16 protein-coding genes are annotated in these 22,350 nt (G+C 58.6%); 7 read left to right on the plus strand and 9 right to left on the minus strand.

Annotated elements, in window-relative coordinates; genetic code table 11:
- Positions 1-36: 36 nt before the first annotated feature.
- The 6 genes from treC (at position 37) to tadA (ending at position 7,878) form a co-directional block, all read left to right on the plus strand.
- Positions 37-1,683, plus strand: coding sequence for an alpha,alpha-phosphotrehalase (treC, locus tag TU86_RS02040; protein ID WP_048362631.1), 1,647 nt, complete (start codon positions 37-39; stop codon positions 1,681-1,683).
- A 65-nt stretch (positions 1,684-1,748) separates the two neighbouring features.
- On the plus strand, positions 1,749-2,972 hold the full coding sequence (locus TU86_RS02045) for a maltoporin (RefSeq protein ID WP_048362632.1): 1,224 nt from the start codon (positions 1,749-1,751) through the stop codon (positions 2,970-2,972).
- A 59-nt stretch (positions 2,973-3,031) separates the two neighbouring features.
- The gene (ptsP, locus tag TU86_RS02050) at positions 3,032-5,548 is read left to right on the plus strand and encodes a phosphoenolpyruvate--protein phosphotransferase (RefSeq protein WP_048362633.1); all 2,517 of its coding nucleotides are present in this window, start codon (positions 3,032-3,034) and stop codon (positions 5,546-5,548) included.
- 2 nt (positions 5,549-5,550) lie between these two features.
- Entirely contained in the window at positions 5,551-5,829 is a 279-nt protein-coding gene (locus tag TU86_RS02055) for a PTS sugar transporter subunit IIB (protein ID WP_048362634.1), read from the plus strand.
- Between the two features lie 181 nt (positions 5,830-6,010).
- Positions 6,011-7,387: a multicopper oxidase family protein gene (locus TU86_RS02060; protein ID WP_048362635.1), complete on the plus strand. Its 1,377-nt coding sequence runs from the start codon at positions 6,011-6,013 to the stop codon at positions 7,385-7,387.
- Entirely contained in the window at positions 7,387-7,878 is a 492-nt protein-coding gene (gene tadA, locus TU86_RS02065) for a tRNA adenosine(34) deaminase TadA (RefSeq protein ID WP_048362636.1), read from the plus strand. Before TU86_RS02060 ends, tadA begins: the two co-directional genes overlap by 1 nt.
- 76 nt (positions 7,879-7,954) lie before the next feature.
- Here the strand turns inward: tadA and cmoB are convergent, their stop codons facing one another.
- The 6 genes from cmoB to lon form a co-directional block, all read right to left on the minus strand.
- Positions 7,955-8,911 carry a tRNA 5-methoxyuridine(34)/uridine 5-oxyacetic acid(34) synthase CmoB gene (gene cmoB / locus TU86_RS02070; RefSeq protein ID WP_048362637.1) on the minus strand — a complete coding sequence of 319 codons (957 nt, stop codon included), beginning with the start codon at positions 8,909-8,911 and terminating at the stop codon, positions 7,955-7,957.
- The gene (cmoA, locus tag TU86_RS02075; protein ID WP_048362638.1) at positions 8,908-9,651 is read right to left on the minus strand and encodes a carboxy-S-adenosyl-L-methionine synthase CmoA; all 744 of its coding nucleotides are present in this window, start codon (positions 9,649-9,651) and stop codon (positions 8,908-8,910) included. The genes cmoB and cmoA overlap by 4 nt, the downstream gene beginning before the upstream one ends.
- A 107-nt stretch (positions 9,652-9,758) precedes the next feature.
- The gene (locus tag TU86_RS02080; RefSeq protein WP_048362639.1) at positions 9,759-10,394 is read right to left on the minus strand and encodes a lysoplasmalogenase; all 636 of its coding nucleotides are present in this window, start codon (positions 10,392-10,394) and stop codon (positions 9,759-9,761) included.
- Position 10,395: 1 nt separating this feature from the next.
- The gene (locus tag TU86_RS02085; protein WP_048362640.1) at positions 10,396-10,788 is read right to left on the minus strand and encodes a protease inhibitor I42 family protein; all 393 of its coding nucleotides are present in this window, start codon (positions 10,786-10,788) and stop codon (positions 10,396-10,398) included.
- A 92-nt stretch (positions 10,789-10,880) separates the two neighbouring features.
- Positions 10,881-11,258: a hypothetical protein gene (locus TU86_RS02090; protein WP_239658762.1), complete on the minus strand. Its 378-nt coding sequence runs from the start codon at positions 11,256-11,258 to the stop codon at positions 10,881-10,883.
- Between the two features lie 286 nt (positions 11,259-11,544).
- The gene (gene lon, locus TU86_RS02095) at positions 11,545-13,974 is read right to left on the minus strand and encodes an endopeptidase La (RefSeq protein WP_048362642.1); all 2,430 of its coding nucleotides are present in this window, start codon (positions 13,972-13,974) and stop codon (positions 11,545-11,547) included.
- A gap of 428 nt (positions 13,975-14,402) precedes the next feature.
- Here lon and TU86_RS02100 point away from each other — a divergent pair, with 428 nt between their 5' ends.
- Positions 14,403-16,745, plus strand: coding sequence for a GGDEF domain-containing protein (locus TU86_RS02100; protein WP_048362643.1), 2,343 nt, complete (start codon positions 14,403-14,405; stop codon positions 16,743-16,745).
- Positions 16,746-16,903: 158 nt separating this feature from the next.
- Here TU86_RS02100 and TU86_RS02105 read toward each other — a convergent pair whose 3' ends face one another.
- From TU86_RS02105 to TU86_RS02115, 3 genes are all read right to left on the minus strand, one after another.
- Complete coding sequence (locus TU86_RS02105) at positions 16,904-19,321, minus strand: glucose/quinate/shikimate family membrane-bound PQQ-dependent dehydrogenase (protein ID WP_048362644.1); 2,418 nt, start codon at positions 19,319-19,321, stop codon at positions 16,904-16,906.
- A gap of 135 nt (positions 19,322-19,456) precedes the next feature.
- Positions 19,457-20,839, minus strand: coding sequence for a carbohydrate porin (locus TU86_RS02110; RefSeq protein ID WP_082149367.1), 1,383 nt, complete (start codon positions 20,837-20,839; stop codon positions 19,457-19,459).
- Positions 20,840-21,049: 210 nt separating this feature from the next.
- Positions 21,050-22,342: a nucleotide disphospho-sugar-binding domain-containing protein gene (locus tag TU86_RS02115; RefSeq protein ID WP_048362645.1), complete on the minus strand. Its 1,293-nt coding sequence runs from the start codon at positions 22,340-22,342 to the stop codon at positions 21,050-21,052.
- Positions 22,343-22,350: the final 8 nt, after the last annotated feature.

Below are 22,350 nucleotides of genomic sequence, written 5' to 3' on the forward strand. Positions count from 1 at the left end.
CCCCGCGCGTTTAAAAAAATTATTGAAGGAACCCCCATGCAAGACTGGCAGCGTTCGGTGATCTATCAGGTTTACCCAAAAAGTTTTCACAGCCACGCGGGCAATGCTACCGGGGACTTGCTGGGTGTGGTCGACAAGCTTGATTACCTGCAATGGCTGGGCGTTGACTACCTGTGGCTGACGCCGTTTCTGCGTTCACCGCAACGCGACAATGGCTATGACATCAGTGATTACTACGCCATTGACCCGAGCTACGGCAGCATGGCCGATTGCGAGTTGTTGATCGGCGAAGCCCGCGCCCGAGGCATCAAGTTGATGCTCGACATTGTGGTCAACCATACCTCGATCGAACACGAATGGTTCGTGCAGGCGCGTAGCAGCCTCGACAACCCGTACCGCGACTTTTACATCTGGCGCGACCAGCCCAATAACTGGCAATCCAAGTTCGGCGGCTCGGCGTGGGAGTACGAGGCCCAAACCGGCCAATACTATTTGCACCTGTTTGATCACACCCAGGCCGACCTCAATTGGGACAACCCGAAAGTGCGGGCCGAAGTCTACAAACTGATGGGCTTTTGGCGTGACAAAGGTGTAGGCGGTTTCCGTCTTGACGTGATCAATCTGATTTCCAAACCCGCTCACTTTCCGCAAGACGACAGTGATGGCCGCCGGTTCTATACCGACGGGCCGAACGTGCATGCCTACCTGCAAGAGATGCACCGCGAAGTGTTTGCCGGCCACGATCTGGTCAGCGTCGGTGAAATGTCCTCCACCTCCCTTGAACATTGCATTCGCTACTCCAACCCCGAATGCAATGAACTGTCGATGACCTTCAACTTTCATCACCTGAAAGTGGACTACCCGAACATGCAGAAGTGGGTACGCGCCGACTTCGATTTCCTTGAGCTCAAACGGATCTTTTCTGACTGGCAAGTGGGGATGCAAGCGGGGGGCGGCTGGAATGCCCTGTTCTGGTGTAACCACGACCAACCGCGTGCCGTGTCGCGGTTTGGCGATGACGGCGAGTATCGCGTGGTCTCGGCCAAGATGCTCGCCAGCGCGCTGCACTGCCTGCAAGGCACGCCGTATGTGTATCAGGGTGAAGAAATCGGCATGACCAATCCGGGCTTCGAACGCATCGAGCAATACCGCGATGTCGAGACCTTGAATATCTATCGTCTCAAGCGTCAAGCGGGGGAGGCTGAAGCCGATTGCATGGCCGCGATCATGCAAAAGTCGCGGGACAACAGCCGCACGCCCATGCAGTGGAGTCATCAGCCGAACGCGGGTTTCAGCACGGCGCAACCCTGGATCGGCATCCCTGATAACGCGTCATTGATCAACGTTGAAGACCAAGTGAATGACCCGGCTTCGGTGCTGCATCACTACCGGCAGTTGATTGCCTTGCGCCGTACCGAACCGCTGTTGCAGCACGGCCAATATCGCGCGCTGCTGATCGATCACCCGCAGGTTTGGGCATACCTGCGCCAAGGCGACAACGAGCGTTTGCTGGTCCTTAACAATTTTTACGGCACCGCCTGTGAGCTTGAGCTGCCCGAGCACGTCATCAGCCACGGCATGACCCAGCGGGTAGTGATCAGCAACTACGCCGACTGTTCGCCGCGAACGCGCAACATCCGGCTGAGACCCTATGAATCGTTCGTCTTGCACCTCAAACACTGAAACACCCCGCTGAAGGAGAGGGTGTTTAACGGCTCTGCCCCATAAAAATAAGAAAGGTCGTCTTTATGAACACAGCACTCTACCGCCGCATTTTCACCACCTGTTTATGCCTGCTGGCACCGCTGCCAGCCCAGGCCCTGGAGTTCTCGGGTTACTTGCGCAGTGGCGTTGGCAATTCGCTCAACGGGGGCAAGCAATCGTGCTTCAAACTGCCGGGCGCCGAGACCAAATACCGGCTGGGCAATGAATGTGAACAATACGCTGAACTGGAGTTGCGCCAGGACCTCTACACCCTCGATGACGGTTCGGTGCTCAGCGTCGATGGCATGGCCTCTTTCTACAACCAGTACAACCGCCAACTGACCTTTCAGGGCGACAACGGCTCGGTGCGCATGCCCCAGCTATACGCACAATGGTCCAACCTGCCGAGCCTCAACGGCGGTTCGCTGTGGGCCGGACGGCGTTATTACAAGCGTAACGACATCCACATTTCTGATTTCTACTACTGGAACCAGAGCGCCACGGGCGGCGGTATAGAAGACGTGCTGATCGGCGGCCTCAAATACAGCTACGCCCTGTCACGCAAAGACAGCCTGTATCAGCAAGACTACGTGACGCGCCACGATTTCAACGTTGCAGGGTTCAACATCAACCCTGACGGGGTGCTGGAATTTGGTTTGACCTACCTCGACAAGCCTCAGCGCACTGACGCCCACAGTGGTTGGGCGATCACCGCGCAGCACGTGCAAAGCGCCTTTTTAGGCGCCCAGAACAAATTTGCCGTGCAGTACGGCGAAGGTTCCGGCACAGGCTTGGGTTACACCGGCAACACCAAACTGGACAACAGCAGCAAGCGTTACCGCATCGTCGAGTTCTTTGACTGGCAAGTGACCCCGCGTTTCGGTGGGCAGGTCGAAGCGGTCTATCAAAAGGATTTTCGCCCGCACGGAGGCCATCAGGAGTGGATGTCCCTGGGGGTGCGGCCTGCTTATGCCGTCAGTGAGCAATTCAAATTGGTCACTGAGCTGGGGCACGATCAAGTCAGGGCAAAGGAGGGCACGCGCACATTAAGCAAGTTCACCTTCGCGCCCACCTGGTCGCCTAAAGGCCCCGGCTTTTGGGAACGCCCGGAAATCCGTTTGTATTACACCTACGCCAGGTGGAACAAAGCCGCGCAACGTGCCGCTAATCAGTTGGATGCAGGTTCAGCGTTGTCGGACAGCGGCGCTTTTGGCAAGGCGCGGCACGGGTCAAACATGGGTGTGCAAGTCGAGTACTGGTGGAAATAAGCGACGCTGTCGGGGCTTGCGCTCCATCGGCATATAGCGAATCAACTGTAGGTGAGTTCATGGCCATATCCCCACAACTGGAACTGCTGGCGCCATTGGCTGGCGTGCTGCTGGCGCTTGATGATGTCCCGGATCCGGTGTTTTCCAGCCGCCTGATGGGTGACGGCGTTTGCATTGATCCCACCTCGCAGGTGTTGTACGCACCACTGGCCGGGGTGGTCAGTAATCGGCAACACACCGGTCATGCGCTCAGCATCACCCATGACACGGGTGTGCAAGTGCTGCTGCATATCGGCCTCGACACCGTAAACCTCGGCGGCGCAGGCTTTAGTGCCCTGGTGGTCGAGGGACAGCGGGTCGAGGCCGGGCAACCCTTGATTGAGTTTGACGCTGATTACCTGGCCCTCAATGCCCGCAGTCTATTGACGTTAATGCTGGTGATCAGTGGCGATGGTTTTGTCGCGCTGGATGCAGACCAGGGCGTGGTTGAGAGCGGCCAACCGCTGTTGCTGGTACGACCGCGCGAGCTGGACGTGCAGCCTGAGGTTCAAGGCGGTGAAGCGTTGCACTCAGCGGCTCAGTTACTGGCTAACCCTAATGGTCTGCACGCGCGTCCAGCAGGCGTTTTGGCTCAGGCTGCAAAAACCTTTGATTCGGTCATTTATCTGCACCTACAGCACGAGACAGCCAACGCCAAGTCACTGGTGGCAATCATGGCGTTACAGACGAAATATGGTGACAGTGTGCACCTGAGTGCCGCGGGCCATGACGCTGAGGCGGCAATCACGGCGTTGTCACACCTGTTGGCCAGCGGTTGTGGTGAATCTGTAACGAGCGCAACGCACGCGCCACAGCCCGAACCTCTCGTCCAGCAGCCCGTATCGGGTGTGCTGCGCGGTGTGTGCGCCTCTTCGGGTGCAGCGTTTGGGCACGTGGTACAAGTGGCGGCGTGTACGTTGGAGGTGGTCGAAAACGCCACCGATGCGCCGCATGAACGGGCCTGTTTACAAGACGCTTTAGCGCAGGCAGACACCCAGTTACAGACGCTGCGCGACAACGCCTCGAATACCGCACAGGGCGAGATTTTCAAAGCGCATCAGGCGTTGCTGCAAGACCCGAGTCTGCTAGAACATGCCGACGAACTGATCTATGCGGGCAAGAGCGCAGGCCATGCCTGGCGCCGCGCCACTGAGACCACGTCAACCTTGTTCAAAAGTTTGGGCAGCCACCTGCTGGCTGAGCGCGCGCTGGACCTTGACGATGTCGGGCAGCGGGTGCTCAAACTGATCCTCGGTGTGCAAGACCAAATGCAGGTCTTGCCCGAACATGCCATTTTGATTGCAGAGCAATTGACCCCTTCACAGACGGCGGCATTGGACACCCGCAAAGTGGTGGGCTTTGCCACGGTGGGCGGCGGAGCCACCAGCCACGTTGCCATTTTGGCCCGCGCCCTGGGTTTGCCCGCTCTGTGCGGGGTTGCCCCGCAGGTGCTGGCATTGGCCAATGGCATGCCGGTTTTGCTCAATGCAGACGCAGGCGAGTTGCACTTGCAACCTGATGACGCCCTGGTCGAGCGGCTGGAGGTTCAGCGCGTTCAGCTTCAACAACGTCGTCAGCTCGATGTGCAGCACGCATCGCAGGCCGCCTGCACCCGCGACGGGCACACGATAGAAATCACGGCCAATATCGCCTCGCAGGCAGAAGCTGAACAGGCCATGACCTTGGGTGCTCAAGGGATCGGGCTGTTACGTTCGGAGTTCCTGTATCTGGAGCGCAACAGCGCACCCACGCACGAGGAGCAAGTGGCCACCTACAGGGCTATCGCTGATGCGGTGGGGCCTGAGCATAATTTGGTCGTACGCACGCTGGACGTGGGTGGTGATAAACCGCTGACCTACGTGCCGATGGCGCATGAGAGCAATCCGTTTCTGGGCATGCGCGGCATTCGCCTGTGCCTGGAGCGACCTGAACTGTTGCGTGACCAATTGCGCGCAATATTGGCCAGTGTTGATCTGGCGCGCCTGCACATCATGTTGCCGATGGTCACTCATTTGTCCGAGCTGCACGAAGCCCGCCGTGTGCTGCAAGACGAAGCGCAGCGAGCGGGCCTGGTCCAACTGCCCAAGCTGGGCATCATGATCGAAGTGCCTGCGGCGGCGTTGATGGCCGACGTGTTTGCGCCGCACGTGGACTTCTTTTCGATTGGCACCAATGACCTGACCCAATACACCTTGGCGATGGACCGCGATCACCCGCGTCTGGCCAACCAGGCCGACAGCCTGCACCCGGCAGTGCTGCGTCTGATCGCCCATACCGTCAAGGCTGCGCATGCACATGGCAAATGGGTGGGTGTGTGTGGGGCTTTAGCGTCCGAGGCGCAGGCGGTGCCTGTGTTGCTGGGGCTGGGTGTGGATGAGCTGTCGGTGAGCGTGCCGCTGATCCCGACCATCAAGGCGCAAGTGCGCGAGCTGGATTTCAATGCCTGTACCACCTTGGCGGATCAGGTGCTGGGGTTCGATAGCGCGCAACAAGTACGCGCTGTTTTACAGCCTCAATCCGTGGTGTTGGAGAACTGAACATGTTTGCAAAATTGCATCAGGCGTTTTGGAAAGCACTGACGCCGGACTTGCTCCCGGACACGAACGTTGCCTCCTCGTTACTCAACAACGCCACGTTGGCAGGCTTGGGGGGCGCGGTGAACATCAAATCCGAACAAAAAGTGGCATTGACCCGCGTGCGCGTGGTGTTGCGCGACGGGTCGAAGCTGGACACGCAAGCGCTGCACAGAGCGGGCGTGCCGGGGGTCATGGTGCTGGCAGACAACGTGGTGCACCTGCTCGTGGGGCTTACACCTTAGGTGCTGCCGCGGGCTGCAATCTTCGGATGTGCTAAAAAAGCTCGCAGCCAGCCAGGGTGTTTTCGGCGTGTGGACTGCGGCCCTTCGCCACCCCGGCCTTACTGTTTCTCAACCGCAGGTGTATCGTATTCGCCTTTTGCGGGCCTAAAGCCCGCTTACGATACGAGAGGTAGTTGAGCCCATGTCCTTTACCCGTCGACAAATACTCGGTGGTTTAGCCGGCCTGGTAGTGGTGGGTGTTGGCGCAGGAGGCGCTTCGCGTTACTGGTTGGGCAAAATGGCCGATGCCGAAGCGGGCCACGATTACGAACTGATTGCCGCGCCCCTCGACGTGGAACTGGTGCCCGGTCATCAGACCGAGGCGTGGGCCTTTGGCCCTTCGGCACCTGGCACCGAATTGCGGGTGCGTCAGGGCCAATGGCTGCGGGTACGCTTTATCAACCACCTGCCAGTATCGACCACCATTCACTGGCACGGTATCCGCTTGCCGCTGGAGATGGACGGCGTGCCTTACGTCTCGCAGTTGCCGGTATTGCCGGGCGAATATTTTGACTACAAGTTCCGCGTGCCAGATGCGGGCAGCTTTTGGTATCACCCGCACGTCAACAGCAGCGAAGAGCTGGGCCGTGGGCTGGTCGGGCCGCTGATTGTTGAAGAGCGCGAACCTACCGGCTTTACGCATGAACGCACCTTGAGCATCAAGAACTGGCATGTGGATGAAGAGGGCGGTTTTATGCCGTTCAGCATCACCCGTGAGGCGGCTCGCGGCGGTACGGCCGGGCGCTTGTCGACGATCAATGGCAGCCATGTGCCGACGATTGAGCTGCCCGCAGGGCAGATCACCCGCGTGCGCCTGCTTAATCTCGACAACACCTTGACCTACCGCATCAACATCCCCGGCGTGCAAGCCAAAATCTACGCGCTGGACGGTAATCCCATCGAGCCAAGGCCGTGGGGCAAGGAATACTGGCTAGGCCCTGGCATGCGCATTTGTCTGGCCATCAAAGCCCCGGCGGTGGGTGAGGAGCTGTCGTTGCGTGATGGTCCGGTACGCCTGGGCACTTTGCGCTCGGTTGCCAGCAACGACGCCCCCGCCCAATGGCCCCCTGCGTTGCCCGCCAACCCGATTGCCGAGCCGGACGTGGCCAATGCCGAGAAGATCAACTTCAACTTCGAGTGGGTCGGTTCGGTGTCCGAGGATCTAGGGCCTGATCAGCCGCCGAGCTTGTGGCAGATCAATGGCATCGCGTGGGACATCAAAGACAAAACCTGTGCTGACCGGCCCATCGCCAAGCTCAAGCTGGGCCACAGTTACATCTTCGAATTGAAGAACATGACCCAGTACCAGCACCCGATTCACTTGCATGGCATGAGCTTCAAGGTGCTGGCGTCTAACCGCAAAAAAATCATCCCGTACTTCACCGACACCTACCTGCTGGGTAAAAACGAACGTGCCCGCGTAGCGCTGGTGGCGGATAATCCCGGCGTGTGGATGTTCCACTGCCATGTGATTGACCACATGGAAACCGGCCTGATGGCCGCTATTGAGGTTTCCTGATGCGACAAGGGCGTCAACCCCAGATCATCGACCGCAGCCGCGATCAAGACTATATGCGTGAAGCGCTGGCGCTGGCGGCACAGGGCGCCGCACTGGGTGAAGTGCCGGTGGGTGCAGTGCTGGTGCAAAACGGCGAAATCATCGGGCGCGGCTTCAACTGCCCGATCAGCGGTCACGACCCCAGCGCCCATGCCGAAATGGTCGCCATTCGTGCGGCGGCGGCGGCGGCCAGCAACTATCGACTGCCCGGCAGCACGCTGTACGTGACGCTGGAGCCGTGCAGCATGTGTGCCGGTTTGATCGTGCATTCGCGGGTCGCGCGGGTGGTGTACGGTGCATTGGAACCCAAGGCTGGAATTGTGCAAAGTCAGGGGCAGTTTTTTACCCAGGGCTTTCTCAACCACCGTGTGCTGTTTGAAGGCGGCGTGCTGGCCGAGGAGTGCGGCACAATGCTCAGCGAGTTCTTCAAGGCCCGCCGGGCGAAATCCTGATCTATCGCCGCTGCCCAAGGCTGCGATAAGGGCCGCTGCGCAGCCCATCGCAGCCTCCGGCAGCGGCTACAGCGGTTTATTTTTTGGCCACAATCACTGCGCGCATGGGCGCAGGCAAGCCTTCGATGGTTTTGCTGTGATCGTTGGGGTCAAGGTAGTCACTCAGCGACTGGAACTTCATCCACTCTGTCGCCCGTTGCTCCTCAACGGTTGTAATGCTTACGTCCACGCAGCGCACATCGCTGAAACCGGCGCGCCGCAACCAGCGCTCCAGCGCAGCAATCGATGGTAAAAACCATACGTTACGCATTTGCGCGTAGCGGTCCTCGGGCACCAGCACCTGATTCACGTCGCCTTCAATCACCAGTGTTTCCAACACCAGTTCGCCACCTTTGACCAGGCAATCCTTGAGCGCCAGCAAATGCTCGATCGGGGAGCGGCGGTGGTAGAACACACCCATGGAGAACACGGTGTCGAAGCCTTCCAGATTCGGTGGCAAGTCTTCAAACGGGAACGGCAGGTGCCAGGCGGCCTCTTGCTGCAAAAAGCGTTGCACGGCCTGAAACTGGCAGAAGAACAACCAGTTGGGGTCCACGCCGATCACGCTATGGGCGCCTGCACCGAGCATGCGCCACATGTAGTAACCATTGCCGCAGCCGACATCCAGGATGCGCTTGCCTTTGAGGTCGATGTGCGGCGCAACCCGTGACCATTTCCAGTCCGAGTGCCATTCGGTGTCGACATGCACCCCGAACAGGTCAAACGGGCCTTTGCGCCACGGCGACAAGCCCATCAGCGCCTGGCGCATACGCGCACGGGTGTCGTCGTCGCAGTCAGTGTCGAGCGTGAGGCCATTGAGCAGGTCAATTTCAGTGGGTGTAACGTCAGGCAGCGCATCCAGAGCGCTTTGCCAGCGCTCAAGGTCACCGTGACCTTTCTCCATTTTGGTGTCGAGCTGAGCTTGCAGGGTGTCGGCCCATTCAGCCAAAGGCGTGCCGGCCAGACGCCGGGCGAGAGGGGAAAGATCAATCATGGCAAGGCAATCAACGAGGCAAAGTTAAGACACTGGAACCACGGCACGACTTTCGAGAACCCGGCCGCCAGCAGGCGTTCGCGATGTTCTTCGAGGCTGTCGGGCTTCATGACGTTTTCGATGGCGCTGCGCTTTTGTGCGATTTCCAGATCGCTATAGCCGTTGGCGCGCTTGAATGCGATGTGCAAGTCGGTGAGCAGCGCGTGCTCGTCTGCGTCATTGAAGCGCAGCTTCTCCGAGAGGATCAACGCGCCGCCCGGCAACAGCGCCTGGCGGATACGGCCAAGCAAGGCCAGGCGATCTTGGGGGGCAATGAATTGCAGGGTGAAGTTGAGCGCAACCACTGAGGCCGGCTCAAAGCGCAGCGCGAGAATATCGCCTTCGATCACGTCGACCGGCAACAACTCCTGAAACATCGAGTTTTGCCCATTCAAGTATTCGCGGCAGCGCTCGACCATCGCCGCCGAGTTGTCTACGGCAATCACCTTGCACCCTTCACTGCGCACATGCCGGCGTAGCGCCTGAGTGACTGCACCCAGCGAACAGCCCAGATCGTAGAGCACGCTATCAGGCTGGGCGAACTGTGCAGCGAGCACACCGAGGTTTTCGACAATGGTCGGATAACCCGGCACCGAACGTTTGATCATGTCCGGGAACACCCGCACCACGTCTTCGTTAAAGGCGAAGTCCGGCACCTGGGCCAAGGGCTGGGCGAATATACGGTCGGGTTCTTTGCTCACGAGGGTTCCGGCGATGGAAATTTAAAAGGGGCGGCATTTTAGCCAAGTTGGCGCCGGGATGCGCGGTCTGTCTGATAAACCGTTTGGTGGGGTGGACAGATGCTGACTCAGCGTTTGCTCTGACTCAACGCTGAGGCGGCAATGCCCCATTGCCCGAGCCAGTAACTGAGGATGATTAGATACGGTGCGGCGCTGAACTTGAACACAAAGCGGTCGATGCCGATCAGGCTGTCCGAGACCACAAACGCCAGTGCCCCGGCTGCCGCCAGCCAGGCCGAACGCGCGGGGACGGCTGTGCCCAGTCGGGCAAAGGCGCGCCACAGCATGGCGCTGATGGCCAGCGCGTACACGCTGACGGGAATCAACAATTGGCCCAGACCCTGCGCCGCCATGACGCTGAATAAACTCACGCCCGCCATCAAGGCTAACGTCAGCGGTAACCAGGCGACACGCCGGCAATCGCTCAGGTATGCCTTCAGATATGCCAAATGGGCCAGCAGAAAGGCACCCAGACCGAACACAAACAGGTCCACCGGCCAGGCCAGCAGAATGTCCCCCAGCAGTGAAAACAACAGGCCAAGACTGATCCAGCGCCTGTACAGGCTGGGCGGTGCATCTTGCAGCCAGCCGAGCAAGGCCAGCACCGGCAGCGGTTTGCTCAGTAAACACAGCAGCGTGGACTGCATGTTCACACCGTACAGATAGGCGGCGGCGCCCATAACCGCGAGGATCAGCCAAGGCATGTCATTTCACCGTGATAGCGCAATCAAACACCTGTGCAGGCTCGGCTTCAGGTTCCCACGGTTGCTGATAGGTCAGGCGCAAGCGCCCGGAGCCTGCGGCAAATGCCTGAAAGCGCCAGGTGGATTGCCCGCCGCTACCGAGTAGCTGGCCACTGTCGACGCTTTTGTAGACTTCAGGGCTGAGGCTGCGTAACACGCCGCCGGCGGAGTCCTGAATCGCCCAGCGATAGCCGGTGGTGGGGTTGCTGGGCAAGGTCAGGGTCAAGTTTTGCCCGGTGTGCAATTGCATCGGGCAGTCACTTTGTTCTTCAACGATCACGTTGTGTGCCGGTTGCTGGGCGCAAGCCGTCAGCAGCGTGAGGCCGAACAAGGGAATGAGGCGCGCGAGGGACATTGAAGGCTCCGGTCAGACAATAACAAGCGCGCAGCATAACCCATGCAAGGTGTTGCACCACGCCGCGCGGTTAAAGTCGTGCGCGGCCCTCACTAACTGAACGATGCGTGGGGTGGGGTGATGATGAAGTCACCGCATATTTCGAAAGTCGCGTCGTTGTGGTCACGGCCATCAAAGGTAAACAAACGCGCGCTGTAGCAACTTTCGACCACACTCAATTGCAGGCTGCCGATCTCTGCCTGAATCAAGTAGTAGACATGCTCGCCGTTCAGTTCGACGCACTCTGTGTATGTCATGTCGTGCACATGCCCAAAATTGCCGCGTGCAAACGGGTAAATACCGGTCTGGATATTGATGTCGAGGGTGAATGCTAGGGAGCGATAGCCTATAGACCCAAAGTCACCCATGTCAGCCGTAATGACGATTTTCTTTTGGCTACTGGCAAAGGTCATTTCATGGGAGTCGAACAAGGCCCTGTCCAGAACCTCGGCTTTGAGCTCACCGCTGGTTCTTGGATTGAATGAAGGGCTGCCCAAAAACTTCTGACAGATAACCGCTGGATTTCCATATGTAGGGTGATGCAGTGCCATGATCGTTTCTCGACGCAGTTTTAACAGGCTTGAGGCTATTAGCGTCGGGAATAGGGCAGGTGTCTACTGACAACATTGACAGTGTGGGGTGAACGGCTTGAACCGCGGGACAAGATACGAGGTGTAGCGCATCGTGTCCCGCGACGTGCGGCGTTAGTTCAGGCGGTTAAAACAACACGTTTGCCACGTCGCTAAAGCGCTTGGCAAAGTGGGCGGTAATGCCTTCTTTCAAGTAGTCCGGCAACTCTTCAAAGTGACCACGGTTGGCGTCAGGCAGGATCAACTCGTGAATTTTTTGCCGGCGTGCCGCAATGACTTTTTCACGCACACCCCCAATCGGCAGCACATGCCCGGTCAAGGTCAACTCGCCGGTCATGGCGATGCCTTTTTTGGGCGCTTGATTGCGAGCCAGGGACAGCAGGGCGCTGGCCATTGTCACGCCAGCACTGGGGCCGTCTTTGGGCGTGGCCCCTTCTGGCACATGCAAATGCACAAAGGCCTCATCGAAGAACTTGGGATCGCCGCCGAATTGCTTAAGGTTGGCGCTGATGTAGCTGTAAGCAATTTCAGCTGACTCCTTCATCACATCGCCCAATTGCCCGGTCAGCTTGAACCCGCGGTTGAGCGTGTGAATACGCGTGGCTTCAATCGGTAACGTGGCCCCGCCCATGCTGGTCCAGGCCAGCCCGGTGATGACACCCGTGCCGCTGATCACTTGCTCGTTACGGAACACCGGCATGCCCAGTGACGCTTCGAGGTCTTTTGGACCTATCTTGATCACCGCTTTGGGATCATCCAGCAACTTGACCACGGCTTTGCGCACCAGTTTGCCCAGCTGTTTTTCCAGCTGACGCACGCCGGCTTCGCGGGCGTAACCGTCGATCACGGCGCGCAGTGCGCTGTCACTGATACTCAGGCTGCCTTTAGACACACCCGCCTTTTCAAGCTGTTTTGGCCACAAATGACGCTTGGCAATCGCGACCTTTTCTTCGGTGATGTAACCCGACAGGCGTATGACTTCCATGCGGTCGAGCAACGGGCCGGGGATTGAGTCCAGCGTATTGGCCGTGCACACAAACAGCACCTTGGACAGGTCCAGCCGCAGGTCCAGGTAGTGATCGAGGAAATCGACGTTTTGCTCCGGGTCCAGGGTCTCAAGCAAGGCCGAGGCGGGGTCGCCCTGAAAACTTTGGCCCATCTTGTCGATCTCATCGAGCATGATCACCGGGTTCATCACCTCAACGTCCTTGAGCGCCTGCACCAGCTTGCCCGGTTGGGCACCGATGTAGGTGCGACGGTGGCCCTTGATCTCGGCTTCGTCGCGCATACCGCCCACGCTGAAACGGTAGAACGGGCGCCCCAGCGACTCGGCAATCGACTTGCCGACGCTGGTCTTGCCCACACCCGGCGGGCCGACCAGCAGCACAATCGAACCACTGACCGAGCCTTTGTAAGCGCCAACGGCGAGAAATTCGAGGATGCGATTTTTGATGTCATCCAGCCCCGCATGGTGCGCGTCGAGCACTTTACGCGCGTGCTTGAGGTCGAGTTTGTCTTTACCGAACACGCCCCACGGCACCGACGAAGCCCAGTCCAGATAGTTACGAGTGACCGCGTATTCCGGCGATCCGGTTTCCAGAATCGACAGCTTGTTCAGTTCTTCGTCGATGCGCTTTTGCGCTTGCACCGGCAGGTTTTTGCCTTCAAGGCGTTGCTTGAATTGCTCGATGTCTGCGCTGCGATCGTCCTTGGTCAGCCCCAACTCTTGCTGAATGACCTTGAGTTGCTCCTTAAGGAAGAACTCGCGCTGATGTTCGCCAATTTTGAGATTGACCTCGGCCGAGATCTCTTTTTGCAGCCGTGCCACTTCGACTTCTTTGCGCAGCATCGGCAGCACTTTTTCCATGCGCTTGAGCATGGGCACGCAGTCGAGCACTTCTTGCAGCTCGTTACCGGTGGCCGAGGTCAGCGCTGCGGCAAAATCGGTCAGCGGCGAAGGATCATTAGGGCTGAAGCGATTGAGGTAGTTTTTCAGCTCTTCGCTGTACAGCGGGTTGAGCGGCAGCAGTTCTTTGATCGCATTGATCAGCGCCATGCCATACGCCTTCACCTCATCGGTGGGCTCTTTGGGCTGCTGCGGGTATTCAACCTCCACCAGATACGGCGGGCGGTGATGTTTGAGCCACATGCTGATGCGCACGCGGGTCAGGCCTTGGGCCACGAACTGCAATTTGCCGTTTTCGCGGCTGGCGTGATGCACTTTTACCAGCGTGCCGTATTCAGGAAGGCTGTCGGTGTCGAAATGGCGAGGATCATCGGGCGGGGTGTCGACAAAAAACAGTGCCAGCGAGTGGTGAGGTGATTTGCTGACCAGTTCGAGGGTTTCGGCCCACGGCTCTTCATTGACGATGACCGGCAGCACTTGCGCCGGGAAGAACGGCCGATTATGGATCGGGATGATGTACACCTTGTCCGGCAGATTCTGTTCTGGCAACGCCAATTCAGTCCCTGCCGAGTGAGGTTGATGTTCGCTGTGCGGGTGTTCTATGTCGGTGTATTCAGTGCTGTTATCCGGGAAATCTTGCTGGTCGCTCATGGGGCACCTGCGCAATGGGGTATGAGGGTTAGATGGGGCGCGGTGTCAGTGGTTTCAATGGCGAAACGTTTTTCATCCTCTAGCCGCTGCCGAAGACTGCGCGGGGTAGCGTAGTCGAGCGCAGGGTTTGCGGTTCAAGAGGCCTGTGTTCAAGCCTGTGGCGAGTGTCAGGGCAGGCCCTTGTCTCATTGATAAAATCTTCCCCGAAGTGCCCGCTCGCTAGGCCTTTGTCGCCAACAACTTGACGGTGGACGGCCCTGATTTATTAGGCGATCTTCTCTCTTGCAGCAGTTACGATTGATAACAATAAAAAGGGAATGGAAAGCCTTGCGACAGGCTTTTCTGACGATGCAGAGGGAGCGGCGTATGCCTCAGGACATAACCTCAGAGTGGGTAGTGGCATTGACTCAGTGGATCGAGGAGGCAGCATGAAGCTGCGTAACAGTTTTCAGGCGCGTATCAGCCTGTTCCTGGCGTTGCTCTTGCTCGTGGTGATTGGTGCGGTGTACTTCGCCGTCAAAGCAGTGACCATTACGGTGGCCAGCGATCAGGCCGAAGAGCAATTGCGCACCGGCACGCGGGTGTTTGAGCGGTTCATGGATTTGCGTTGGCGGCGCATCCAGTACGGGCTCAACTGGCTGACCAATGACTCGGACTTTCGCCTCGCGAGCATCAATGGCACCTCCGCGGACATCGAGAACGCCTTGCTGGAGTTTGAGGCGAGTATTCGCGGCAGTGATCTCTTTGTACTCGACCTCAATGGCAACATCATCACCAGCACCCTCAAAGGCTTACCGTCCGGGCAGGCCTTCCCCTACGCCAAGGCTTTGAAGATGGCGCGTCGTAACGCTCAAACCATGCTTGTCGGCGTACTCGATGGCCGCCCTTACATGATGGTGCAGAGTGCCGTGATGGCCCCTTTACCGGTGGTGCGCGTGGTGTCTGCGATGCCGATGGACGACGTATTTGCCCATGAGTTGCGTTCGCTGAGCAACCTTGAAGTGTCGTTTATGACCCTTAATAACGGCGAAAACGGGGTGCTGAGCAGCACTCAGCCTGACGCAATGAACGCCAGCATTGTCGCGTTCATGCACACGCATGCGCCGGGCCTGACCGTTCATTTCAGCGAATTTCACCACCAGCGTTTTTTGGGTCAATTATTGCAATTGGCCAACTCCGGCGACCCGGCTAACGGGCAAGTGATGGCGTTGCTGCAGAGCCCGCTGGATCAAACCATGCAGGCCTTTAATTCGCTTGATCGCAAGTTTTTGTGGGTCTCGGTCGGTGCATTGCTGGCGTCCTTGCTCGGAGCCTTGTGGCTGGCGCGGGCGGTCTCGCGCCCGGTCAGTCTGCTGGCAGAAGCCGCGCAACGGATTGGTCGGGGCGACTACGAAACGCCGGTCGAACTCAAGCGTAAGGACGAACTGGGTTTTCTGGCCAAGGCCATCAACGCCATGCAGGCCGGTATTGCGCAGCGTGAGCAGCAATTGGCGCATAACGCCTTGCATGACGCGCTCACCGGCTTGCCCAATCGCGCTCTGGCCATGGAACGATTGGGCAGTGCGATCAGCGCCCGGCGCAACGTCGTCCTGATTTATCTGGGCATTGAAAACTACCGCGTGATCAACGAAAGCTTTGGCCCGGACGGCATGGAGCTGATCATGCGCGAGGCCAGCCGCGCGATGCTCGACACCCTGCACGAGCGCGATACGGCGGCGCGCATCACCGGCAATGAATTTTTGTTGCTGCTGGAGAGCACTCAGGTCGATGCCGGGGTCGCGATGGCCGACACGTTGTATGCGCTGTTGAATCGACCCTTGAGCATCGATGGCCATGACGTGTTGCTCGAGGTTTGCATGGGCATTGCGGTGTACCCGATCAACGGCCAAAGCGTCGAAGAACTGATCAGCAGGGCCGCGATCGCGCGCCGCGATGCAGCGGCCTTACCGGGGTACTTGCAGGTCTATCAGCAGGATCGGGACTTGGCGCATCAGCGGCAAATCCAGCTGATTCGCGACTTGCGCAGCGCCGCCAGCGAGGGCGAGTTGTTTTTGCTGTATCAGCCCAAGCTGGAGATTGGCAGTGGCCAGGTGCGCCAGGCCGAAGCCTTGTTGCGCTGGCGTCACCCGGAGCTGGGCGTGGTGTCGCCAGCCGAGTTCATTCCCTTGGCCGAGCGCACGGGCAGCATGGTATTGCTGACGCAGTGGGTGCTGGAGGAGGGCGTTCGTCAACTGGCCGAGTGGAACCGCAAGGGGCTGGCGCTGCAACTGTCGCTGAACATTTCGGCCGCGGATGTGCACGGTGAAGACCTGTTGCATAAGGTCGAAACCCTGCTCAAGCGTTATGAGGTGTCGGCCGAGCAACTTATTTTCGAAATCACCGAAAGTGCGGTCATGCGCGACCCTGAGCACTCGCTTGGCGTGCTGGAAAAACTGCGCGATGGCGGTATCAGTCTGGCGGTCGATGACTTCGGCACCGGTTATTCATCGCTGGCTCACCTCAAACGCTTGCCGGTGCAAGAGCTGAAAATCGATCAGTCGTTTATTCGCAACCTGGATGAAACCAGTGAAGACGCGGTGATCGTGCGCTCGACCATCGAGATGAGCCACAACCTGGGGCTAAAAGTGGTGGCCGAAGGGGTGGAGTATCAACATACCCTTGACCTGCTGGAGCGCTGGCAATGCGACACGGCGCAAGGCTATCTGATCAGTCGTCCGCTGGATGCGCAGGCGTTTGAGGTGTGGTTGTCGCGCCTGAAAGAAACGGCGTAATGATGCGTTTTGAAGGCCAGTTGTAATGGGTGCCGCAAAGTAGAATGGCGTGTAGCGTTGCCGTTGTGAATATCGCAGGTCAGGCTCGTATAAAACGTCAGCCCTAAAAAAAGCGGCTATCTTTCGATAGCCGCTTCGCTTGCCACTCGCTGTGTTACTTAATCGGCGAGTTTGAACGCGATGACATAGTCACCTTTTTTGGTGCCCAGGCCGCCGTGACCACCCGCCATGACCAGCACGTATTGTGTGCCGTCTTTGCCGGTGTAGGTCATTGGAGTGGTTTGGCCGCCAGCAGGCAGGCGACCTTCCCACAGCAACTTGCCGTTGCTTACATCGTAAGCACGCAGGTACTGGTCAAGGGTGCCGCTCAGGAAGGCTACGCCACCGGCGGTGGTGAATGTGCCGCCCAAGCTTGGAACGCCCATCGACAGCGGGATTGGAACCGGCGAACTGTCACGCACGGTGCCGTTCTTGTGTTTCCAGATCACGTTGTTGTTGGTCAGGTCGACCGCCGCAACGTAGCCCCACGCCGGAGCCTGGCAAGGCAGGCCCAGTGGCGACAACAGAGGCTCCAGGATCACGCCGTAAGGCGAACCTTTGTTCGGTTGTACGCCCGAGGTTTCGCCTTTACGTGGGCCCATTGCAGCCACATCCGCCTGGGGTACCAGTTTGGAGGTGAAGGCCATGTAGCTTGGGTTCAGGAATGCGATCTGACGCACGGGGTCTACCGAGATGCCGCCCCAGTCAAACACGCCAAAGTTACCGGGATAAACGATCGAACCTTGCAAGGAAGGCGGGGTGTACATGCCGTCATAACGCAGGGATTTGAAGTTGATACGGCACAGCATCTGGTCAAACGGAGTCACGCCCCACATGTCACGTTCGGTCAGGACCGGCGGGATCATGTTCAGCTCTGAGCGAGGCTGCGTTGGCGCGGTGTGGTCGCCTTCAACGGCGCCGCCCGGTGCTGGCACTTCGTGGATCGGTACGATGTCTTTACCGTTGCTACGGTCAAGCACGTAGATGCTGCCTTGCTTGGTGGACGCCAGCAGAGCCGGTTTAACACCGTCAGCCGTTTTAATGTCCATCAAGGTAGGTTGGCCACCTACGTCCATGTCCCACAGGTCATGGTGAGTAAGCGGACGGTACCAGCGGACTTTACCGGTGTTGATGTCCAGCGCAGTGATGCCAGCAGCGTAGCGCTCGGAATCTTCGGTACGGTTGCCGCCGAACTGGTCAGGCGTCTGGTTGCCCATCGGCAGATAGAGCATGCCGAGGTTTTCGTCGACGGCGAACATCGACCACATGTTAGGCGAGTTGCGGGTGTAGGTTTCGCCTTCGGCAATCGGCGCGGTGGCGTCCGGGTTGCCGCTGTCCCAATTCCACACCAGCTTACCGGTACGTACGTCGTACGCCCGGATCACGCCCGATGGCTCATCGGTAGAAATGTTGTCAGTAACGTGGCCGCCAATCACAACCAGGTCTTTGGTCACGGCAGGGGGCGAGGTGGAGTAGTAGCCGCCTGGCGCGAAGCCACCCATGTTGTGGCGCAAGTCAACTGCGCCATTGTCACCGAAGTCTTCGCAGACTTTACCGGTGTCGGCGTTCAGCGCGATCAGGCGCGTGTCAGCCGTCGGCAGGAACAGGCGACGTGGGCACGAGTTGCTCGACGTGGCCGCAGCAGGCTCGGCAGCGCTTTGCTCAGTGCTGGCTTTGGCGTAGGCGTTTTCGTCGTGATACGTCACGCCGCGGCAGGTCATGTGCGCCCAGCCTTTGAAGTTAGCCGCGTTCTGCGTGCTGAGCTTCGGGTCGTAGCGCCAGATTTCCTTGCCGGTGTCTGGGTCAACAGCAATCACCTGACTGTGTGGGGTACACACGTACAGCATGCCGTTCACTTTCAGCGGGGTGTTCTCGGCGGTTGTTTCGCCCGGATCGCCTTCGCCCGGAATGTCCCCGGTACGGAATGTCCAGGCTGGAACCAGCTTGTGGGCATTTTCTGGCGTAATTTCTTTCAGTGGCGAGTAACGGTCACCGTAGGCGGTGCGCCCGTAGGACTGCCAGTCACCCTCCGGCATGGCCGGTGCGGTGTTGGTCATGCCGGGAACAGCATCACGGTCCAGTTGACCCTTGATTTCACCAGGGCTGGTGAACTGGCTGGCCAGTGCAGCCAGGCCTGCCAGTACGACGGCCACGCTCAGTGCACCCGTCGCCACCGGGGCCGATTGGCCGCGCAACAGTGGGCGACGCAACCATGGCAGCAGCAATACGATACCGATCGCAAACCACAGGGCCAGGCGCGGTACCAGTTGCCACCAGTCCAGGCCCACTTCGATCAGTGCCCAAACGGTGCTGGCGAACAGCACCACGGCGTACAAGCCCAGCGCGGCGCGGCGCCCGGCCATCAGCAGTGCGCCTGACAGGCCAAAACCGATACCGGCCAGCAGGTAGTACATCGACCCGCCCAGCGTGACCAGCTTGATACCCCCGACCAGCATGGCCAGGCCCATTAGCAGCAGCAAGATACCGAGCAACGTCGGTAACAGGCGGCTACGACTTGAAGCACCTTCAGTGCTCATAGTGTGGTTCTCCGTTACGTTGATAGTGTTCCCGCATGGGCCGTGGAACACGGCGCGATGCGAGGCGATTCAGTAAAGTTAGTCCTTGTGAGTCAGCTTCAAGCTTCATGCTCGTCGCGGTCGTTCGTGCAGGGATCAGAACGAACTTTGAATCTTCAAGCCGCCGATCAGCGCGTCATCCAGTTGGTTGACGCCGCCCGGATGGCGGATGTATTGCAGGTTCGGTCGCACGGTCAGCCAGTTAGTGACGTGCACGCCGTAATACAATTCGGCGCTGTATTCGGTGTCTTGCGGCGGCAGATAGCGGGCGTCGTCAAAGTCGTACACCGTGCGGGCCTGATTGGTCGCCTGAGCGTTTTTACGATAGGCCGGGTTGACGTGAACCCTGGCCACGGCAAAGCCGATGTCGTCTTTGGCCCGCGCATCGAACACGCCTTTGTAGACGATGCCTGCCTGCACATAGTTATCGATCGGGTTGGTTTTCTTGTCGTGAACGGTGGCGTTGGCGAACACACTCAAGCCCCTCGACTGATCGCTGGCGCGGCGGGTCAGTTGCTGTTGCACACCCAGCCACATGCCGTGCTTGCTCGAACTGCTGCGATAGGCTTCGCCGCTCAAGGCTGCGGCCTGGCCATTGGCATCTTTGTAAACATCGGTTGCCTTGGCACTACTGTAGTAGTACCCCGCACGATACTCCCCAGGCAGCCCATTAATTTTTGGCGTCCATACCAGTTCAACCGGCAGCACGGCACCTTGGGTGCCACTGCCGCTGAGTTTGAAACCATTGCCACGGTCCAGGTTGGACGGGTTTTGCTCGTAGGCACCGACCTGTGCATACAGCTCAGGGGTGAGGTGGTATTTAACGCGCAACGCCCATTGGCTGACCGGCCAGTTGTACCAAATGCTGCCAGCCCAGTTACCGACCTGCGAACCGCAAAACGCCAGGTTCTGGAAGTCGCACGGGAAGCTGTTGAAGTCTTCGCCCTGACCAAAGCGGCCGACTTTGATGTCGAGCTTCTGATCAAAGAATTTCTGTTGGTACCACATCTGCGTCAGGCGGGTGGTCTGGCCACGGCCCCAGACTTCTTGCGCCGAGGTGAAGCCCCCCACGCGCGGGTCGTTGATGCGATCGTTGCTGATGTTGTTACCGCTGCGATGGGTGATCGTCAGCTTAAACTCGGCATCTTCCCAGCCCAGAATCTTTTGCAAATCCAAGTGCGTGCCCAGGCCGAACTGATCGCTGTAGCGCGCCGTACGGTCGTGGTCATAGCCGCCATGCAGGTTGGAACCCACTTCGCCGACATAGTCGAGGGAGAAGGCGTAGCCTTTTTGCTCCAGCTCGCTACGGGTGCCGTTCCAGTCCCCAAACATCCATTTGGACTCGCTGTCGAACGCCGGGTTTGCCTGCACGCAGGTGGCCAGGCCGAAAGCAGTAAGGCCGCCCATCAGGCTCAGGGCTTTTTGCCCGGCCATAGGAAGCAGCGCACTGTGTTTGCGCAAAATCAGAAATGTGGACATAGGTCGAGGTCGTGAGTCTTTATAGGTATGGCTGTGGCAGTGGTAGCGCTGTCTTGTAAAGATCAGCGCGCACCCTTGAAGATTTGGAGGCGCCGTGAATCGGTTCAGCCTCTAAGAATGGGATGATAAAGCGCTGTAACCTTTTGAAACAGCACTTTAAATGACATGGATCATTTCGGATTTGGTAACAGTGTGCTGCGACCGATCGTCTCAGGCTGTTTCGGCCAGCATTTGCTGGAGTTCGTCTGAAATAATGGCCAGTGCGTCATGCTGTAAAAAATCTTCGGCGATCTCCTTTGCACGGAGGCGATAAGAGGGTTGAGTGATGATTTTTTGCACGGCGTGCGCAATTGCCTGCTCAGAGGGGTAGCTGGTGTTGAGGTTAATGCCGCACCTCGCCCATACCACTCGCGTAGACGTTTCGGCTTTGTCTTCGCCGGTGCCCGCGATCAGCACCGGTACGCCATAGCCCAATGCGCTGTTGATCGAGCCATAGCCGCCGTTGGTGATAAATACACTGGCGTGTGGCAGCACCTGTTCATACGCCACAAAATCGGTGACGCGCAGGTTGTCGGCCGTGGGGATCAGGGACGGGTCGGTGCCCCGGCCGCCGGTAAGCGCCAGCACCTTGACAGGTAACCCTGCCAGCGCGCGCAACGTGGGCAGCAGCAGTTGATTGAGGTCGGCATTGGCCACCGTTCCCTGCGTCACGATCACCAGCGGACGTCCATCCTCCTCGATGAATGGATCTTTGACGGCGTTTCTGGAGGTTGGAGGATTACGCAGCGGGCCGACAAATCTCAAGTGTTGTGGCAGGTCATCGCGCGCATATTCAAACGCTTGGGTCGACAACTGGCAGAAGCGCTCCACGTCGTTGACCAGCGTATCGCTGAGTGCCGCACGCAATGTGGGGTGCCCGTGCTGGATCAGTGTTTGATTGAAATAGTCATGAACCTCGTCGATAAGTCGTTGATGATCGCTGATAACCAGCGACTCTCGCGTGCAGTCCGTTGGCAGCACGGCGGGCGGTATGCGCGGGCCGAAGAAGATCGAGTCCCGTGAGCTGAGGCCTAGCGGCGTTTCACCGATGCACATCACTGGGGGGCGTGAGGCGACAGGACCCAGCAGTAACGGCAGGGCGCCATAAAACACGCTTTCAATGATCAGCGCGTCGGGTTTGAAGTCTTGAATCAGTTGACGCAATTGCAGATCTTGCAGTGGCATGGCATCGGCAAAAAAATTCCTCAGGGCCAGAGCTGTTTGCTCGGGGCCTGGAGGTAGCAAGGCGCGTTGTGGAAAAAGACGGTCTACGTGACGGTAATCGAAGTCGATGTTTTCGTTGAATTCGAAAAACTCGGCGCCAATGTGTTCACCCTGCTGGCGAAACAGTTTGCCGGTCAGTACCCCCAGCTCATGGCCTTGGCCTATCAAGTGTTCAGCGATTTTAAGCAGCGGCAATACATGCCCTGGGCTGGCGGTGCAAGCAATCAGAAGACGTGCCATGTCGAAGT

Source organism: Pseudomonas weihenstephanensis, assembly GCF_001043055.1.
Taxonomy (GTDB): domain Bacteria; phylum Pseudomonadota; class Gammaproteobacteria; order Pseudomonadales; family Pseudomonadaceae; genus Aquipseudomonas; species Aquipseudomonas weihenstephanensis.